This window comes from Pseudolysinimonas sp., assembly GCF_057350545.1.
Genome location: NZ_JBMRCP010000085.1, coordinates 1 through 15,271, shown reverse-complemented (window position 1 = coordinate 15,271; position 15,271 = coordinate 1). Strand labels below are relative to the sequence as shown.

Below are 15,271 nucleotides of genomic sequence, written 5' to 3'. Positions count from 1 at the left end.
GGGCCGGGGTGCCCCACACCTTGGTGTGCGAAGACGGCGGCAAGGTCGGCGTCCTCACGCACCGCTCCGGATCGAGCGACCTCGTGACCTTCGCGGATGCCGAAGACGGCGACGCCCGCAAGGTGTCGCTGCGACTCGACGAAGACGAGGCGCACACCCTCGCCGAGCTGCTCGGCGGCACGCGCATCACGGAGTCGCTCTCCGGCATGGATCAGATTCCCGGCCTCAGCATCGACTGGTTCCCGGTCGACTACGACCACCACATCGCCGGGCAGCAGCTCGGCTCGCTCACGATGAAGGGCCTTCCCGGCGTGACGGTCGTCGCCGTCGTCCGCGGCGAGTCGGCCAACCCCGCGCCGGACGGCGACTTCAAGGTCTTCCCCGGCGACACCCTGGTCGTCGCCGGCGCCCCCGAGAAGGTCGCCAAGGCGTTCCAGTTCTTCCGTTCCGGGGAGTTCACGAAGGCTCCCGCGGAGCACGCCGCGCCGCCGGGAGCCTGACGTGCACCTGGCCGTGCACTCCGAAGATCTCGGCGTCGAACTCCTCACGCTCGGCGTTCTCTTCGTTCTCGCCTACGGCCTGGGGCGACTCGGCAAGCGCATCGGCCTGCCCGCGATCCCGATCTACATGATCGTCGGACTCCTCGCGAGCCCGAACTTCGAATGGATCCCGTTCCTCAACTTCGAGCCCGGGGATGTCGAGCTCATCGCCGTCTTCGGGCTGATCTTCCTGCTCTTCTCGCTCGGGCTCGAGTTCGACACCGAGGAGTTCTTCGGCAACGCGAAGCGTCTGCTCATCTCCGGCGGAACACGCATCGCGATCAACATGACGACCGGGTTCGTGTTCGGGTGGCTCGTCGGCTGGGGCGCGCGCGAGGCGCTCATCATCGCGGGCATGACGGCGATGTCGTCGAGCGCGATCATCACGAAACTGCTCATCGAGTTGCGGCGGCTCGCCAACCAGGAGACCCCGACGGTCCTCGGCATCGCGGTCGTCGAGGATGTCTTCATCGCGGTGTACCTCGCGATCGTCTCGGTCGTGCTGAGCGGCGAGACGGAGGTCTGGCCGATCGTCATCCAACTCGCGACTGCCTTCGCTTTCCTCGTGGCGATGTTCGCGATCGCCCGCTACGGCGGGCGCCTCATCTCACGGCTCGTCGGCACGCGCGACGACGAACTGTTCACGATCGCGTTCTTCGGCCTCGCCCTCGGATTCGGAGGGCTCGGGGAGCTGCTCGGGGTGTCGGATGCGATCGGCGCCTTCCTCATCGGCCTCGTCCTCGGCGCGACCCGCCACAAGGCGCGCATCGAGGCGCTCACCCTTCCGTTGCGCGACGTCTTCGCGGCCTTCTTCTTCCTCAACTTCGGCCTCGCGCTCGACCCGAGCACGTTCGGCGAGGTGGTCGTGCCGGTCGCGATCGCGGTCGTGATGACGCTCGTCGTCAACACGGCGGGCGGTCAGCTCATCGCGCGACTGAACGGCCTCACCGTCGCACAGGGACTCAACGTCTCGACGATGCTGCACAATCGCGGCGAGTTCACCCTCATCCTCGCGACGCTCGCCGCCGCGGCGGGTCTCGATTCACGCCTCACGCCGTTCGCGGGGCTCTACGTGCTGTCGATGGCGATCATCGGGCCCGTGCTCGCCGTCAACTCGGAGCGACTCGGCGCCCTCGGCGGTGCCGCCCGCCGCGTCGACGCCGAGCGGGATCGCGAGTTCGCCCTCGCCGAAGCCGCGATGGCGGATGAGGAGTCCGCCCTCCAGATCGCGTCCGACGATCCGCCCGTCCCGCTGACCGAGACCGATCCCCGACGAGAACGGGACCCTGAGTATTGAGCACCACGACATCCCTCAGCTCGAGGTTCTGGTCCATGGCGCGCCGCCCGACGTGGATCGCCGCCCTCGTGCTGAGCCTCGGCATCGCCGCAGGATTCGCCGCGTTCGCCCAGTGGCAGTTCGAGCGCAGCGTCGAGAACACCGACGTCGTCGACATCGACACCGAGACCTCGGTGCCACTTGCGGAGCTCGCCGCCCCGGGCGAGGCGATGACCGAGCCGCAGGCGGGGCGGATCGTGGGCGTGACGGGCGAGCTCGTCGACAGCGACTTCGTCACCCTCACCGGCCGCTCCCTCGACGGGCGGGAGGGAAGCTGGCTCGTCGGCCACGTCGTCACCGATGAGGGGGCGTCGCTCGCGGTGGCGCTCGGCTTCCTCGCCGACGGCGCCGCGGTCGCCGACCTCGGCATCGACCGCACCGAGTGGTCGGGGCGCTACCTCCCGAGCGAGGAGCCGCAGTCCTCCGACTTCGAGGCGGGCGAGTTCAGCGCGATGTCGGTCGCCGCGCTCGTCAACGTGTGGGAGTCTCCCGGGCCCGTCTACGCCGGGTTCCTCGTCGCCGACGAACCGCCGCCGGGCTACGAGCGGATCGACGCCACGGCCCCCGCGCGCGAGGTGCGACTCAACCTGCTCAACGTCTTCTACGCGATCGAGTGGATCATCTTCGGCGGCTTCGCGATCTACCTCTGGTACCGCCTCGTGCGGGATGCCGTGGAGCGCGAGGAGGAGGAGTCGGCCGCCGGAAGCGGTGCGGCCGCGACCGTAGACTGAGGGCATGCCACTCGGACCTCGCCCCGACGACGTCCCCCGCATCCGACTGGTCCTGACGCTCTTCCGGGTCTCGGCGATCGTGACCGGCGTCTTCCTCCTGATGCTCGTCGTCATGATGGTCTCGCGCTACGGCTACCTCGTCGACATCGAGTGGTCGGAGGCGTACGGACTCGGGTTCACGCCGCGCGAGCTCATCGAGGAGCGCGGCACCGTGAACGTGTCGAACATCATCCTCACCACCCACGGCTGGCTCTACGTCGTGTACCTCGCGTTCGACTTCCTGCTGTGGCGGTTCACGCGCTGGTCGTTCGGGCGGTTCCTGTTCATCGCGCTCGGCGGCATCATCCCGCTGCTGTCGTTCTTCTTCGAGTTCCGTGTGCCGCGGTGGGTCCGCGCCGAGCTCGCCAAGGTCGAGACCCCTGTGGAGGCTGCTGCATGAGCGACTCGTCGCAACGTCCGGTGCTGGTCGTCGACTTCGGGGCCCAGTACGCGCAGCTCATCGCGCGACGCGTGCGCGAGGCCGGTGTGTACAGCGAGATCGTGCCGCACACCGTCACGGCGGAGGAGATCCGCGCGCGGAACCCCGTCGGCATCGTGCTCTCCGGCGGACCGTCGAGCGTCTACGAGGAGGGCTCGCCCGACCTCGACTCCGGCATCCTCGAGCTCGGCATCCCGACGATGGGCATCTGCTACGGCTTCCAGGTGATGGCGCAGCAGCTCGGCGGTGAGGTCGCTCGCACGGGGAACCGGGAGTACGGGTCGACGCAGGTGCGGCTCGCGGGACCGGCGAGCGTGTTCCTCGGCGGCCAGCCCGACGAGCAGACCGCGTGGATGTCGCACGGCGACTCGGTCGTGCGGGCGCCCGACGGCTTCGAGGTGCTCGCGTCTTCCGACGCCACCCCCGTCGCCGCATTCGGCAGCGACGAACGGAAGCTGTACGGCGTGCAGTGGCATCCCGAGGTGCGGCACTCCGCCCACGGACAGGCGGTGCTCGAGAACTTCCTGCACCGGGCGGCCGGCATCCCCGCCGACTGGAACAGCGGCAACGTCATCGCCGACCAGGTGGAGCGCATCCGTTCTCAGGTCGGGTCGGCGCGCGTGCTGTGCGCCCTCTCGGGTGGTGTCGACTCGGCCGTCGCTGCCGCGCTCGTGCACAAGGCGGTCGGCGACCAGCTCGTCTGCGTCTTCGTCGATCACGGACTCATGCGCGCCGGCGAGCGGGAGCAGGTCGAGACCGATTACGTCGCGTCGACCGGTGTGCGCCTCGTCACCGTGGATGCCGCCGACCAGTTCCTCAGCGCGCTCGCGGGGGTGAGCGACCCCGAGGAGAAGCGCAAGATCATCGGGCGCGAATTCATCCGCACCTTCGAAGCGGCGGAGCGCGAACTCGTCGCCGAGGCCGCCGCGGATGGTGAACCGATCAAGTTCCTCGTGCAGGGCACCCTCTACCCCGACGTCGTCGAATCCGGCGGCGGATCGGGCACCGCCAACATCAAGTCGCACCACAACGTGGGCGGACTGCCGGAAGACCTCCAATTCGAGCTCGTCGAGCCCCTGCGCACCCTCTTCAAGGACGAGGTGCGCGCCATCGGCCGCGAACTCGGCCTGCCCGAGGTGATCGTGGGACGCCAGCCCTTTCCGGGGCCAGGACTCGGGATCCGCATCGTCGGGGAGGTTACCCGTGAGCGCCTCGATCTGCTCCGCGAGGCGGACTCGATCGTCCGTGCCGAGCTGAGCGGGGCCGGCCTCGACGGCGAGATCTGGCAGTGCCCCGTCGTGCTGCTAGCCGACGTGCGCTCGGTCGGCGTCATGGGCGACGGCCGCACATACGGGCACCCCATCGTGCTGCGTCCCGTGTCGAGCGAGGATGCGATGACGGCCGACTGGACGCGCCTGCCCTACGAGCTGCTGGCGAAGATCAGCAACCGCATCACCAACGAGGTCGCGGGGGTCAACCGGGTCGTGCTCGACGTCACGTCGAAGCCGCCGGGCACGATCGAGTGGGAGTGAGTCGGTAACTCGGGTTCGCGTGACGGCGGGGCCGAACCGCTGAGGCAAGAACGGGGACCCCTACCCCGATTGCCTCATCGATTCGGCCCCGCCGTCACGCTTCGAGTTCCTCGTTGGGGTCAGGGGTCGAGGCTGAAGGGGCGTCCGACGACGGCGGCCACGATCGCCTCGATCGCGAACCGGGTCGCACGTGCGAGGTCGACACCGTCGCGTTCGAGCAGCCACTGCACCTGGAGCCCGTCCATCGCGGCGAGGATCGCCGCGGAGGCGTCGGCGACGGAGTGCGGGTTCTCGACGCCGAGCTCGTCGCACATGACGCGGAACGCCTGCTCCGTCTCGCTGCGCAGCGTGGAGTACCGGGCGCGGAAGTACTCGCGGGCCGGATGATCGTCGGTCACCGATTCGGCGGAGAGCACGACGAACGACTGCACGATGCCGGCGCGTTCGGCGTTCTTGGCGGCAGTCCGCACCAGGTGGCGGAAGAGGTCCGTGCCATCCGGGATGTGCTGCCCCTCGAAGCCCTCCACATCCGTCTCGTCGCGGAGGGTCAGCACCTCGAGCAGCAACTGGTCCTTGGAGCCGAAATGGTGGAGCACGCCCGCGTGGGTCATCCCGACGACGTCGGCGATGTCGACGAGCGTGCCGCCGGTGTAGCCCTTCGCGCCGAACACCTCCGCAGCTGCCTCGACGATCTCCCGCCGGCGCGCGAGAGTCTCCGGTCGGGACTTGATCTGCCGCGAGTTGGCCATGCCCTTAGCCTAGTTGCGCGACCTACTTACCAGAATGTAAGTTAATCGCGCAGTAACCCACCGACGCCGACGTCGCCCCTCGGGAGCACGACGCCGTGCATCCACCAGCGAGGAGATAAGCAATGAGGCTGAGAACATCCCTTGTCGCCATCGGCGCCGCCGCGGCCCTGGCGCTCACCGGCTGCGCCGGCGGCAACGACCCCGGGGCATCCGGAACCGCCGCCCTGACGATCGCCAAGCCCGACGGCGCGATCACCACCGAGTCCCACAACCCCTACCTCGGCGACTCGTCGGCGTCGAAGTACGGCTACGCGAAGGTCATCTTCGAGCCGCTCGCCCTCGTCAACCCGACGGGCGACCTCGGCACCACCCCCTGGCTCGCCGAATCGGTGGAGTGGAACGATGACTACACCGAGCTCACGGTCGTACCGCGCAGCGGTGTCACCTGGAGCGACGGCACCGAGTTCACGGGCGACGACATCGTCTACACGTTCGACCAGTACCTCGAGGGTCGTCTCGCGGACACCGCCGGTCTCAAGCTCGAGAGCGTGACGGCCGACGGCGATGCGATCACGCTGAGCTTCGCCGACTCCAAGTACAACTCGCAGTCGCGCGTGCTGCACACCCCGATCGTGCCGAAGCACATCTGGGAGGGCCTCGACGACCCGAACACCGCCCCGCTCACCGAGGAGGGCCAGGCCGTCGGCACCGGGCCGTACGTGCTCTCCAACTGGTCGACCGAGTCGGTCACCCTCACAGCGAACCCCGACTACTGGGGCGGCGACCTGGCGGTTCCCGAGCTGCACTACGTGTCGTACGGCGACAACGCGGCACTCACGACGGCGCTCGTCTCCGGCGACGCCGACTGGGCGCAGGCGTTCATCCCGCAGATCGAGGCGAGCTACCTGTCCGCCGACGAGCACAACCAGTTCCTGGCCTCGCCCACCGCGGGTGCCGGCACGCTGTTCATGAACCTGCAGACGAAGCCGTTCAACGACCCGGCACTCCGTCAGGCTCTGGCGTGGACGATCGACCGCAACGCGTATGTCGACATCGCCCGCGAAGGCGCCAGCTCGGCGATCTGGAACGTCACCGGCCTCGGCAGCCTGCTCGAGGGCGAGATCATCGACGAGTTCCAGGGCGAGGACTACTCGGTCGACGTCGACAAGGCGAAGGACATCCTCACCGAGGCCGGGTACACCTGGCAGGACGAGAACCTGATCGACCCCGACGGCGAGGCGGTGAGCTTCACGATCTCCGTGCCCGCCGGCTGGAGCGACTGGAACACCGAGCAGGCGCTGCTCGCCGAAGAGCTCAAGGAAGGCCTCGGCATCGACGTCAAGATCGACCAGCCCGACTGGGGCGGCTGGGACGCCGCTCGCCAGGAGGGCACGTTCCAGGCGATCATCCATTGGCTCGAGGACACCGGCAACGCGTACGGGCTCTACACCTCCACGATGGACCCCAAGTGGATCGTCGACGACCGGGCGCAGTTCAACTTCGGACGCTTCAACGACCCCGCGGTCACCGAGGCGCTGAACACGTACGCCAACGCCGCGTCGGACGAGGATCGTGCGGCGGCGTCCGCGGTGCTGCAGCGGGCGTTCGCCGAGAACGTTCCGGCGATCCCGCTGGGTTCGCACCCGCTGCTCGGCGAGTTCAACACCCGCAACTACGTCGGGTGGCCGAGTGAGGACGACATGTACGCTTCGGCGGATCCGACTCAGCCCGGGATCGTGCAGATCCTGGTGAACCTCACGCCCGCCGACTAGGTGTGCAAGGCGGGGCGGGTGCGCCGTTCCGGCACCCGCCCCGCCCGCTGTCCGAGCCCCCTGACGAAAGCGAACCCCACCGATGAGAGATGCGCTGCTCTCCGTCTACGACTTCTCGGTCGTGTATGACGTCGATCCGCCGCTGGAAGCGGTGAAGAACGTCACGCTCGAGCTCCGGCGCGGCGAAGTCCTCGGGCTCGCCGGCGAGAGCGGATGCGGCAAGACCACGCTCGCGTACGGGCTTCAGCGGCTGCTCAAGGCGCCCGCGGTGATCACGAGCGGCTCCGTCGTCTTCCACGACAAGAGCGGCGAGAACATCGACATCAACCGTCTCGACGCCGAGGAGCTGCGCGAGTTCCGGTGGGACAAGGTCTCGATGGTGTTCCAGGGCGCGATGAACGCGCTCAACCCCGTCGCCACCATCGGCGAACAACTCGAGGACGTCTTCGAGGTGCACCGACCCTCCCTCAGCCGCTCGCAGCGACGGCACGCTGCCGCCGAGCTCCTCGAGATCGTGAAAGTGGGCGCGCAGCGCTTGCGCTCCTTCCCCCATGAGCTCTCCGGCGGGATGCGCCAGCGCGTGATGATCGCGATGGCGCTCGCTCTCCGGCCACAGCTCATGGTCATGGACGAGCCGACCACCGCCCTCGACGTGCTCGTGCAGCGCGAGATCCTGCGTCAGCTCTCCGATCTCCGTCACCAGTTCGGCTTCTCGGTGATCTTCATCACCCACGACCTCCCCCTGCTGCTGGAGATCAGCGACCGCATCGCGATCATGCGCGAGGGCGAGATCGTCGAGCTCGACACCGCGGAACGGATCTGGACGGACCCGCAGAACGACTACACGAAGACGCTGCTGTCCTCGTTCCCCCGTCTCACGGGCGACCGGGGGGTGGTGACGCGATGACGACCCTCGAGTTCGACGCCGTCACCAAGATCTACTCGGTGCGGGGAGCGGGCCACATCAAGGCTCTCGACGATGTGAGTTTCACCCTCGAACCCGGTCGGACGATCGGCCTCGTGGGCCAATCCGGCAGCGGCAAGTCGACGATCGCCAAGATCCTGACCCAGCTCGAGGTGCCGACGAGTGGCGAGGTGCGGCTCGGCGGCACGCGGATCCCCCGACGAGGCAGGGGCCTGCGCGCGTACCGCCAGCAGCTTCGGATGGTCTTTCAAGACCCGTTCGCGTCGCTGAACCCCTACCACTCCATCCGGCACCACCTCGAACGCCCGCTGCGGCTGGACCGCGTCGTGCCGACCGACCAGCTCGGTGCGGAGGTGCGGCGCCTGCTCGAGCGGGTGCGCCTCGACCCTCAGGCTGTCATCGACCGTCGCCCCCATGAGCTCTCCGGGGGTCAGCGGCAGCGGGTCGCGATCGCTCGAGCCCTCGCCTCCCGGCCGAAGTTCCTCGTGGCCGACGAGCCCGTGTCGATGCTCGACGTCTCGATCCGGCTCGGCATCCTGAACCTGCTCGCCGACCTGCAGCGGGAGGAAGGGCTGGGCGTGCTCTACATCACGCACGACCTGGCGACCGCCCGCCACTTCAGCGACGACATCCTGGTGCTGAACCAAGGACGGGTCGTCGAGAGGGGCACCGCCGACGACGTCATCCTCCGCCCCCAGCATCCCTACACCCGCGAACTGCGCGGGGCGTCTCCCGACCCCGACACGTTCTTCGCGTCGCGAACCGGCATCCACGGAGGAGCGCAGTGACCGCCGTCGAACCCCAGCTGCCCGCCTCCGACGCGATCGAGGCCGGCACGACCGCCACGACCGCGGTGAAGGGGAGGTCACGCATCCCGTGGCGGTTCCTCGGCGGCCGCGCCGCGTTCTACCTGTTCACCCTGTGGGCTGCCATCACGATCAACTTCTTCCTTCCGCGTCTGATGAAGGGCGACGCGGTCACGGCCTACATCGCCCGCAACAACCGCGACATCAGTCCGGAGGCGGCGGATGCGCTCAGGGCCCTCCTCGGGCTCGACACCGACAAGTCGCTCTTCCAGCAGTACCTCGACTACTGGGCGGTGCTGCTGCGCGGTGACCTCGGCGTCTCGCTGTTGCACGGCCTGCGGCCGGTGACCGAGGTGATCGGTCAGGCGCTCCCCTGGACCGTCGGGCTCGTGGGCTTCGCGACGATCATCGCCTTCACGATCGGCACCGTCGGCGGCGCGATCGTCGGGTGGCGGCGCGGCAGCCGGCTCGATGTCCTGATCCCCCTCACGACGTTCCTCAGCACCATCCCGTACTTCTGGCTCGGCCTGCTGGCGATCGCCGTGTTCTCGGTGAACCTCCGCTGGTTCCCGATCGGCAAGGCGTACGGCGTCGGGATGAGCCCCGAGCTCTCGTTCGAGTTCATCGGGCAGGTCATCCACCACGGAACGCTCCCGGCGCTGACGATCGTCGTGGCCTCGCTCGGCGGATGGATGTTGGGCATGCGCAACATGATGCTCACCGTGCTCGACGAGGACTACATCATGGTGGCGCAGGCGAAGGGTCTGCCGAATCGCCGCGTGCTCTGGCGATATGCGGCGCGCAACGCGGTGCTGCCCCAGATCCAGAGTTTCGCGCTGTCGATCGGCTTCATCGTGGGCGGCACGATCGTGATGGAGATGGTGTTCAGCTATCCGGGTATCGGCAAGCTGCTGCTGGATGCCACCAACGCGAAGGACTACGCGCTGATGCAGGGCGTCTTCCTCGTGATCACGCTGTCGGTGCTCGTCGCCAACCTCCTGGCCGACGTCGTCTACGCCTTCCTCGACCCTCGCACTCGCCAGACGGAGGCCTGAGACATGGACGATCCGGTCAACCAGCGAACCTCGCACCGTCCGGCGACCGAGCCGGTGGCGGCCATCCTCCGATCGCGGCGGACGCGGAAGCCCCGACCCGAGGGCGAGGACGCGACCTTCTGGGCGAAGCTCGGCTCGGCCTTCGCGATGTTCAAGAACGGCAAGTCGATCACGGGCCTCGCCATCCTCGGCTTCTTCGTGCTCGTCGCGATCTTCGCCGACGTGCTCGCGCCCTTCTCCCCGACGCAGATCGACTACACGGCGCGATTCCAGCCGCCGTCGGCCGCGCACTGGCTCGGCACGACCCACATCGGTGAAGACGTGCTCAGTCAGGTCATCTACGGCACGCGCGGCATCATCGTCGTCGGCTTCCTCGCGGCGATCATCGCGACGACCATCGCGATCACCGTCGGAGTCGTCGCCGGGTACGTGAGCGGATGGCGCAGCGAGAGCCTGTCGGCGCTCACCAACGTGTTCCTCGTGATCCCCGGGATTCCGCTCATCATCATCGTCGCCTCGCTGTTCGAGGACCCGCCGCAGTGGGTGATCGCCGCGGTGCTCGGGATCATCGGATGGGCCTGGGGCGCCCGGGTGCTCCGGGCGCAGACGATGTCGTTGCGCAATCGCGACTTCATCCAGGCGGCTCGTGCCAACGGGGAGCCGCTACGTCGCATCATCCTCGTCGAGATGCTGCCCAACCTCATGGCACTCATCGCTGCGAGCTTCGTCGGCACCGTCACGGCCGCGATCATCGCCCTGACCACACTGTCGTACATCGGGGTGATCCCGATGGAGACCTACAACTGGGGCACCATCCTCAACTGGGCCAGCGCGCAGGGCGCGTTCCGCCAGAACCAGTGGTGGTGGTACCTGCCCCCTGGTCTCTGCATCGCCGCCATCGGGGTCGCGCTGTCGCTCATCAACTTCGGGATCGACGAATACGTCAATCCGCGCCTGCGCTCCGCGGGAGAACGCGCCCGGGCTCTCAAGAAGAGGGGCCTGAGCATCAACGACACCGCCACCGCGGTGCGCGCACCGACCACGACCCGGGGGAACTCGTGACCACCGCCACCGACCCGCTCTACCTCGACTCGACGCTGTCCGTCGCCGACCGGATCGCCGATCTGATCGGCCGCATGACGGTCGAGGAGAAGATCGGCCAGATGCTGCAGCTCGATGCCCGCGAGGATGTCGAGGACCAGATCCTGCGCCTGCACGCGGGCTCGATCCTGCACGCCTCACCGGCGAAGGTGCGGCATGCTCGCGAACTGACGCTGCAGACGCGACTGCGCATCCCGCTGCTCGTCGCCGAGGACTGCATCCACGGACACGCGTTCTGGGAAGGCGCGACCGTCTTTCCCACGCAGCTGGGCTTGGCGGCGTCGTGGGACCCCGACCTCGCCGAGCGGGTCGCCCGCGTCACGGCGGTCGAGGTGTCGGCGACGGGCCTCCACTGGACGTTCTCGCCTGTACTCTGCATCGCCCGCGACCTCCGCTGGGGCCGAGTCGGTGAGACGTTCGGCGAGGACCCGTTCCTCATCGGCGAGCTCTCGTCGGCGATGGTGCGCGGGTACCAGGGCGACGGACTCGACGACCTGACGGCGGTGCTCGCGACGGCCAAGCACTTCGCCGGGTACTCCGAGACGCAGGGCGGGCGCGACGCGAGCGAGGCGGACCTGTCGCACCGCAAGCTGCGCTCCTGGTTCCTGCCGCCGTTCGAGCGCGTCGCGCGCGAAGGGTGCCGCACGTTCATGCTCGGCTACCAGACCACCGACGGCGTGCCGATCACGGTCAACGACTGGCTCCTCAACGACGTGCTGCGCGGGGAGTGGGGATTCACGGGCACGCTGATCACCGACTGGGACAACGTCGGGCGGATGGTCTGGGAGCAGCAGGTGCAGCCCGACTACGCGCACGCCGCCGCGGCGGCCCTGATCGCCGGCAACGACATGATCATGAACACCCCCGGGTTCTTCCGAGGCGCGCTCGACGCGCTCGACCAGGGCCTCCTCACCGAGGACGCGATCGACCGGGCCGTCGCGCGCATCCTGCTGCTGAAGTTCGAGCTGGGGCTCTTCGAGAATCCCCGGCTGCCCGACGCCACCCGCATCAGGGAGCAGGTCGGGGCACCCGCGCACACGGCGCTCAACCTCGAGGCGGCGCGCCGGTCGCTCGTGCTCCTCCGCAATGACGGCACGCTCCCGCTCGCCACCGACGCGGGACCTCGGCGGATCGCGGTCGTCGGCCCGCTCGCCGATGACGCGCAGACCCAACTCGGCGACTGGGCCGGCTCGTCGGGTCAGGTCGACTGGATGCCGGACGGGCAACCCCGCCACCTGATCTCCACGGTGCTCGACGGTCTCCGGGAGCACGCCCCCGCAAGCTGGCACTTCGAGCACGCCCGGGGCGCCGACATCCTCAGCCTCGAACCCGACCCCGCAGGGGAGCTCTTCCCCGACGGACAGCCGCGGCCGCAGGTCGTCGTCCCCTGCGAGCCCGACGCCGAGCTCATCCGCGAAGCCGTCGCCGCCGCGAAGGAGGCGGACTACATCGTCGCCGTCGTGGGGGATCGCATCGAACTGGTCGGTGAGGGCCGCTCGACGGCGACCCTCGAACTCGTCGGCGGGCAGATCGCGCTTCTCGAGGCGCTCGCGGCGACCGGCACCCCGCTCGTGGTCGTGCTGCTGGCCTCCAAGCCGCACGTGCTGCCGAAGGCCGTGACGGATGCGGCAGCCCTCGTCTGGGCGGCCAGCCCGGGCATGCGCGGCGGGCAGGCCATCGCCGAGCTGCTGCTCGGTCTGATCGAGCCGTCCGGGCGCCTTCCGATCTCGTTCGCCCGTCACGCCGGCCAGCTGCCGATCTACTACAACCAGATCCGCGGCCAGCACGGCAGTCGCTACGCCGACCTCACGCAGAGCCCGGCATTCGCGTTCGGCGAGGGGCTCACCTACTCGACGGTCGAATACTCCGACCTCGAGATCGAGACGGTCGATCTGAAGCCGGCAGACGTCGTGAGGGCTCGCGTCACCGTGCGCAACACCGGGGCCAGGCCGGTGCGCGAGATCGTGCAGGTCTACGTGCGCGACGCCGTCACGTCGGTGAGCTGGGCGGAGAAGGAGCTCAAGTCGTTCCACCTCGTCGACCTGCAGCCCGGAGCCTCGGCGGTCGTCGACCTCGAGCTGCCGGTGGCGGAGTGCACGATCGTCGACGCCGCGGGTCGGCGAACGGTCGAGGCGGGCGGGTTCGAGCTGCTCGTCGGTCCGTCATCCCGGGACGAGGTGCTGCTCGCCGCGGGCTTCCACGTCGGCGAAGCGCCCTGACGTCGGGGGTGGGTCACCGTCTGCCCGGCCGCCACGCCGGATCGGGCACTTCGTATTCCGGACTGCTGCCGGTGGACCCAGAAGAGCGCGGTCGGACTCACCAACAGGTGGGTCCGACCGCGCTCTGATCCATCTAAGCCCGAGGGTCAGTTGCGCGGCAGGAAGTACGAGAGCAGCCGCAGGATCTCGAGGTAGAGCCACACGACGGTGACCATGATGCCGAAGGCGGCGGTCCAGCCGTAGATGCGCGGTGCGCCGGTCTCGACGCCGCGCTTCACCTGCTCGAAGTCCATGACGAGCGAGTAGGCGGCGAGCAGCACGACGAGGATTCCCAGCGGGATACCGAGCGGGATTCCGTAGATCTCGAAGTCGCGGAGGCCGCCGAAGCCCTGCACCACGCCGGTGGCCATGAGCACGATGTTGACGAGCGAGAAGGCCGCGTAACCCACGATCGCGACGAGGAAGATCTTGGTCGCGCGGCGCGACGTGCGCACCTTGCCGTTGGCGAAGAGCGCGAGCGTCACGCCCACGACGCCGAGCGTGCCGAGCAGCGCCATCGGCACGATGCCGTCCCACATGAGCGAGAAGAACATCGAGACGCCGCCGACGAGGAGACCCTCGGCGAACGCGTAGGCGAGGATGAGCGGCGGCGAGGGCTTCTTCTTGAAGATGTTGACCAGCGCGAGCACGAGGCCGGCGATCGCGCCGACGATCGCGAGGACGGGGAAGACCCAGCCGACGGCGGCACCGACCAGGAGTACGGCGAAGCCCCCGAGGGTCTTGAAGATCGTGTCCTGGTAGGTCATCCGCTCCATCTGGTCCGGCGTCGCGTCCGGGAGCGAGAACTGGTCCTGGAGCTGACCCGGCGTCGGGATGGCGGGGGCGTTGTCGCGCGCGGCGAGCTTCGCGGCGGCCTTCGCCGAGTAGGCGGGGGAGTTGCTGAAAGCAGGGTTGGCCATGCGCTCAGTGTAGAGAGGTCAGGCTTGCGAAATCCTGGACTTTCGCCCACGGCGCACCTGGGCCTGCGCGGCATGGACGGCCCGCGCGGCCCACGCCGAGGCGAGCATGACGACGCCGACGACGCCGAGCGCGGGCAGCATCCCGGAGTACTCCTCGCCGTAGACCCGCGCCGCGAAGACGGCGGCGGCGAGCACGAAGATCGCCGTCGGGTAGCCCGCGAGCGGACGGTGCCGCACGAGCAGCCAGCCGAGGTAGGGAAGCAGCAGGATGGCGAGCCAGCCCGGCCCGGTGAGCAGGAACCACATCGCGAGAGTGGACGGGGCCATCGCGACGACGCGCCGCCAGCCCGCCGACGGCAGAACCGCCCAGCCGATGACGTGCACGACGCTGCCGGCCGCGAGGAGGAAGTTCGCGAAGGCGCTGTAGGCGCTGCCCCCTGCGATCGCGAGGCCGCCCGCGACGACCAGCAGCAGCCCGCCGAGCCAGCGGGTGCGGTAGGCGCCCCACCGCAGCGGGAGGTGGGACGTGGGCTCACGCCAGCGGTGCGGAGCTGTCCCGTCAGCCATTCGTCGTGACGAAGGTGATCACGAGCACGGCGAGGGCGACGAGCCAGATGTAGCCGAGCACGACCGCGATCCACGCCGGAACGAGGCCGCGCTCGCCGGAGGTCTTGATCTGGGCGACGGCGACGTGCCCGAAGAGCGCGGCGAGCGGGCTCAGCAGGCAGCCGAGGATGAGAGCCAGGACGGCCAGCACGTTGACGCGCCGGGTCTGGTTCTCGGGGTCGGTGCTGAGCGCCGACGGGCTGACCCCGGCGAGGGGGACGGCCGTGCGCGTGCCGCAGGTGATGCAGTACTTCCAGGCGGGCTGCAGCTCCCGACCGCAGTTCGCGCAACTGGTCATGTCGGCCTCAGATTATCGTGAACCCGTGCCCCGTCCGCTCCCCCTCGTCATAGGGCATCGCGGCGCGAGCGCATATCGCCCCGAACACACGCGCTCGGCCTACGAGCTCGCGATCACGCTGGGGGCGGATGCGATCGAGCCCGACATCGTCGCGACGCGCGACGG

General features: G+C 68.9%; 16 protein-coding genes. 12 read left to right on the top strand and 4 right to left on the bottom strand.

What is annotated here, in order from left to right:
• The first annotated feature begins 8 nt into the window (after window positions 1-8).
• From ACO1X9_RS12310 to guaA, 5 genes are read left to right on the top strand one after another with little or no spacing between them, the layout of a single operon-like run.
• A complete protein-coding gene (locus tag ACO1X9_RS12310; protein WP_486351136.1) occupies window positions 9-500 on the top strand; it encodes a cation:proton antiporter regulatory subunit in 492 nt (163 codons plus the stop codon).
• 1 nt (window position 501) lies between these two features.
• Window positions 502-1,836, top strand: a complete 1,335-nt coding sequence (locus ACO1X9_RS12305; RefSeq protein ID WP_486351134.1) for a cation:proton antiporter — start codon at window positions 502-504, stop codon at window positions 1,834-1,836.
• A gap of 35 nt (window positions 1,837-1,871) precedes the next feature.
• Window positions 1,872-2,606: an SURF1 family cytochrome oxidase biogenesis protein gene (locus tag ACO1X9_RS12300; RefSeq protein ID WP_486351133.1), complete on the top strand. Its 735-nt coding sequence runs from the start codon at window positions 1,872-1,874 to the stop codon at window positions 2,604-2,606.
• A 4-nt stretch (window positions 2,607-2,610) separates the two neighbouring features.
• Complete coding sequence (locus ACO1X9_RS12295) at window positions 2,611-3,045, top strand: DUF3817 domain-containing protein (RefSeq protein ID WP_486351132.1); 435 nt, start codon at window positions 2,611-2,613, stop codon at window positions 3,043-3,045.
• Window positions 3,042-4,616 carry a glutamine-hydrolyzing GMP synthase gene (gene guaA / locus ACO1X9_RS12290; protein ID WP_486351131.1) on the top strand — a complete coding sequence of 525 codons (1,575 nt, stop codon included), beginning with the start codon at window positions 3,042-3,044 and terminating at the stop codon, window positions 4,614-4,616. Before ACO1X9_RS12295 ends, guaA begins: the two co-directional genes overlap by 4 nt.
• A 119-nt stretch (window positions 4,617-4,735) precedes the next feature.
• Here guaA and ACO1X9_RS12285 read toward each other — a convergent pair whose 3' ends face one another.
• Window positions 4,736-5,365: a TetR/AcrR family transcriptional regulator gene (locus tag ACO1X9_RS12285; protein WP_486351130.1), complete on the bottom strand. Its 630-nt coding sequence runs from the start codon at window positions 5,363-5,365 to the stop codon at window positions 4,736-4,738.
• Between the two features lie 122 nt (window positions 5,366-5,487).
• Here ACO1X9_RS12285 and ACO1X9_RS12280 point away from each other — a divergent pair, with 122 nt between their 5' ends.
• From ACO1X9_RS12280 to ACO1X9_RS12255, 6 genes are all read left to right on the top strand, one after another.
• On the top strand, window positions 5,488-7,137 hold the full coding sequence (locus ACO1X9_RS12280) for an ABC transporter substrate-binding protein (protein WP_486351129.1): 1,650 nt from the start codon (window positions 5,488-5,490) through the stop codon (window positions 7,135-7,137).
• Between the two features lie 82 nt (window positions 7,138-7,219).
• Complete coding sequence (locus tag ACO1X9_RS12275) at window positions 7,220-8,044, top strand: ABC transporter ATP-binding protein (RefSeq protein WP_486351128.1); 825 nt, start codon at window positions 7,220-7,222, stop codon at window positions 8,042-8,044.
• Complete coding sequence (locus tag ACO1X9_RS12270) at window positions 8,041-8,850, top strand: ABC transporter ATP-binding protein (RefSeq protein ID WP_486351127.1); 810 nt, start codon at window positions 8,041-8,043, stop codon at window positions 8,848-8,850. The genes ACO1X9_RS12275 and ACO1X9_RS12270 overlap by 4 nt, the downstream gene beginning before the upstream one ends.
• Window positions 8,847-9,923, top strand: coding sequence for an ABC transporter permease (locus tag ACO1X9_RS12265; protein WP_486351126.1), 1,077 nt, complete (start codon window positions 8,847-8,849; stop codon window positions 9,921-9,923). The genes ACO1X9_RS12270 and ACO1X9_RS12265 overlap by 4 nt, the downstream gene beginning before the upstream one ends.
• 3 nt (window positions 9,924-9,926) lie before the next feature.
• The gene (locus ACO1X9_RS12260) at window positions 9,927-10,985 is read left to right on the top strand and encodes an ABC transporter permease (protein ID WP_486351125.1); all 1,059 of its coding nucleotides are present in this window, start codon (window positions 9,927-9,929) and stop codon (window positions 10,983-10,985) included.
• The gene (locus tag ACO1X9_RS12255) at window positions 10,982-13,243 is read left to right on the top strand and encodes an exo-beta-d-1,3/1,6-glucosidase (RefSeq protein WP_486351124.1); all 2,262 of its coding nucleotides are present in this window, start codon (window positions 10,982-10,984) and stop codon (window positions 13,241-13,243) included. Before ACO1X9_RS12260 ends, ACO1X9_RS12255 begins: the two co-directional genes overlap by 4 nt.
• Before the next feature lie 146 nt (window positions 13,244-13,389).
• Here ACO1X9_RS12255 and ACO1X9_RS12250 read toward each other — a convergent pair whose 3' ends face one another.
• The 3 genes from ACO1X9_RS12250 to ACO1X9_RS12240 are packed head-to-tail and all read right to left on the bottom strand — an operon-like array spanning window position 13,390 to window position 15,106.
• Complete coding sequence (locus ACO1X9_RS12250) at window positions 13,390-14,202, bottom strand: Bax inhibitor-1/YccA family protein (protein WP_486351123.1); 813 nt, start codon at window positions 14,200-14,202, stop codon at window positions 13,390-13,392.
• Window positions 14,203-14,220: 18 nt separating this feature from the next.
• Window positions 14,221-14,769 carry a hypothetical protein gene (locus ACO1X9_RS12245; protein WP_486351122.1) on the bottom strand — a complete coding sequence of 183 codons (549 nt, stop codon included), beginning with the start codon at window positions 14,767-14,769 and terminating at the stop codon, window positions 14,221-14,223.
• A complete protein-coding gene (locus ACO1X9_RS12240) occupies window positions 14,762-15,106 on the bottom strand; it encodes a DUF4190 domain-containing protein (RefSeq protein ID WP_486351121.1) in 345 nt (114 codons plus the stop codon). The genes ACO1X9_RS12245 and ACO1X9_RS12240 overlap by 8 nt, the downstream gene beginning before the upstream one ends.
• Between ACO1X9_RS12240 and ACO1X9_RS12235 the strand changes: the two genes are divergently transcribed.
• Window positions 15,105-15,271: glycerophosphodiester phosphodiesterase family protein (locus ACO1X9_RS12235; RefSeq protein ID WP_486351135.1), on the top strand; the 167-nt coding region annotated here is incomplete at its 3' end. The two genes, ACO1X9_RS12240 and ACO1X9_RS12235, sit on opposite strands and share 2 nt — an antisense overlap.

Excerpts from the sequence above, each read along its gene's own strand:
- ACO1X9_RS12260 (WP_486351125.1), top strand. The coding sequence starts at position 9,927 with ATGGACGATCCGGTCAACCAGCGAACCTCGCACCGTCCGGCGACCGAG.
- ACO1X9_RS12295 (WP_486351132.1), top strand. The coding sequence starts at position 2,611 with ATGCCACTCGGACCTCGCCCCGACGACGTCCCCCGCATCCGACTGGTC.
- ACO1X9_RS12250 (WP_486351123.1), bottom strand. The coding sequence starts at position 14,202 with ATGGCCAACCCTGCTTTCAGCAACTCCCCCGCCTACTCGGCGAAGGCC.
- ACO1X9_RS12285 (WP_486351130.1), bottom strand. The coding sequence starts at position 5,365 with ATGGCCAACTCGCGGCAGATCAAGTCCCGACCGGAGACTCTCGCGCGC.
- ACO1X9_RS12300 (WP_486351133.1), top strand. The coding sequence starts at position 1,872 with ATGGCGCGCCGCCCGACGTGGATCGCCGCCCTCGTGCTGAGCCTCGGC.
- ACO1X9_RS12240 (WP_486351121.1), bottom strand. The coding sequence starts at position 15,106 with ATGACCAGTTGCGCGAACTGCGGTCGGGAGCTGCAGCCCGCCTGGAAG.
- ACO1X9_RS12275 (WP_486351128.1), top strand. The coding sequence starts at position 7,220 with ATGAGAGATGCGCTGCTCTCCGTCTACGACTTCTCGGTCGTGTATGAC.
- guaA (WP_486351131.1), top strand. The coding sequence starts at position 3,042 with ATGAGCGACTCGTCGCAACGTCCGGTGCTGGTCGTCGACTTCGGGGCC.
- ACO1X9_RS12280 (WP_486351129.1), top strand. The coding sequence starts at position 5,488 with ATGAGGCTGAGAACATCCCTTGTCGCCATCGGCGCCGCCGCGGCCCTG.
- ACO1X9_RS12270 (WP_486351127.1), top strand. The coding sequence starts at position 8,041 with ATGACGACCCTCGAGTTCGACGCCGTCACCAAGATCTACTCGGTGCGG.
- ACO1X9_RS12245 (WP_486351122.1), bottom strand. The coding sequence starts at position 14,769 with ATGGCTGACGGGACAGCTCCGCACCGCTGGCGTGAGCCCACGTCCCAC.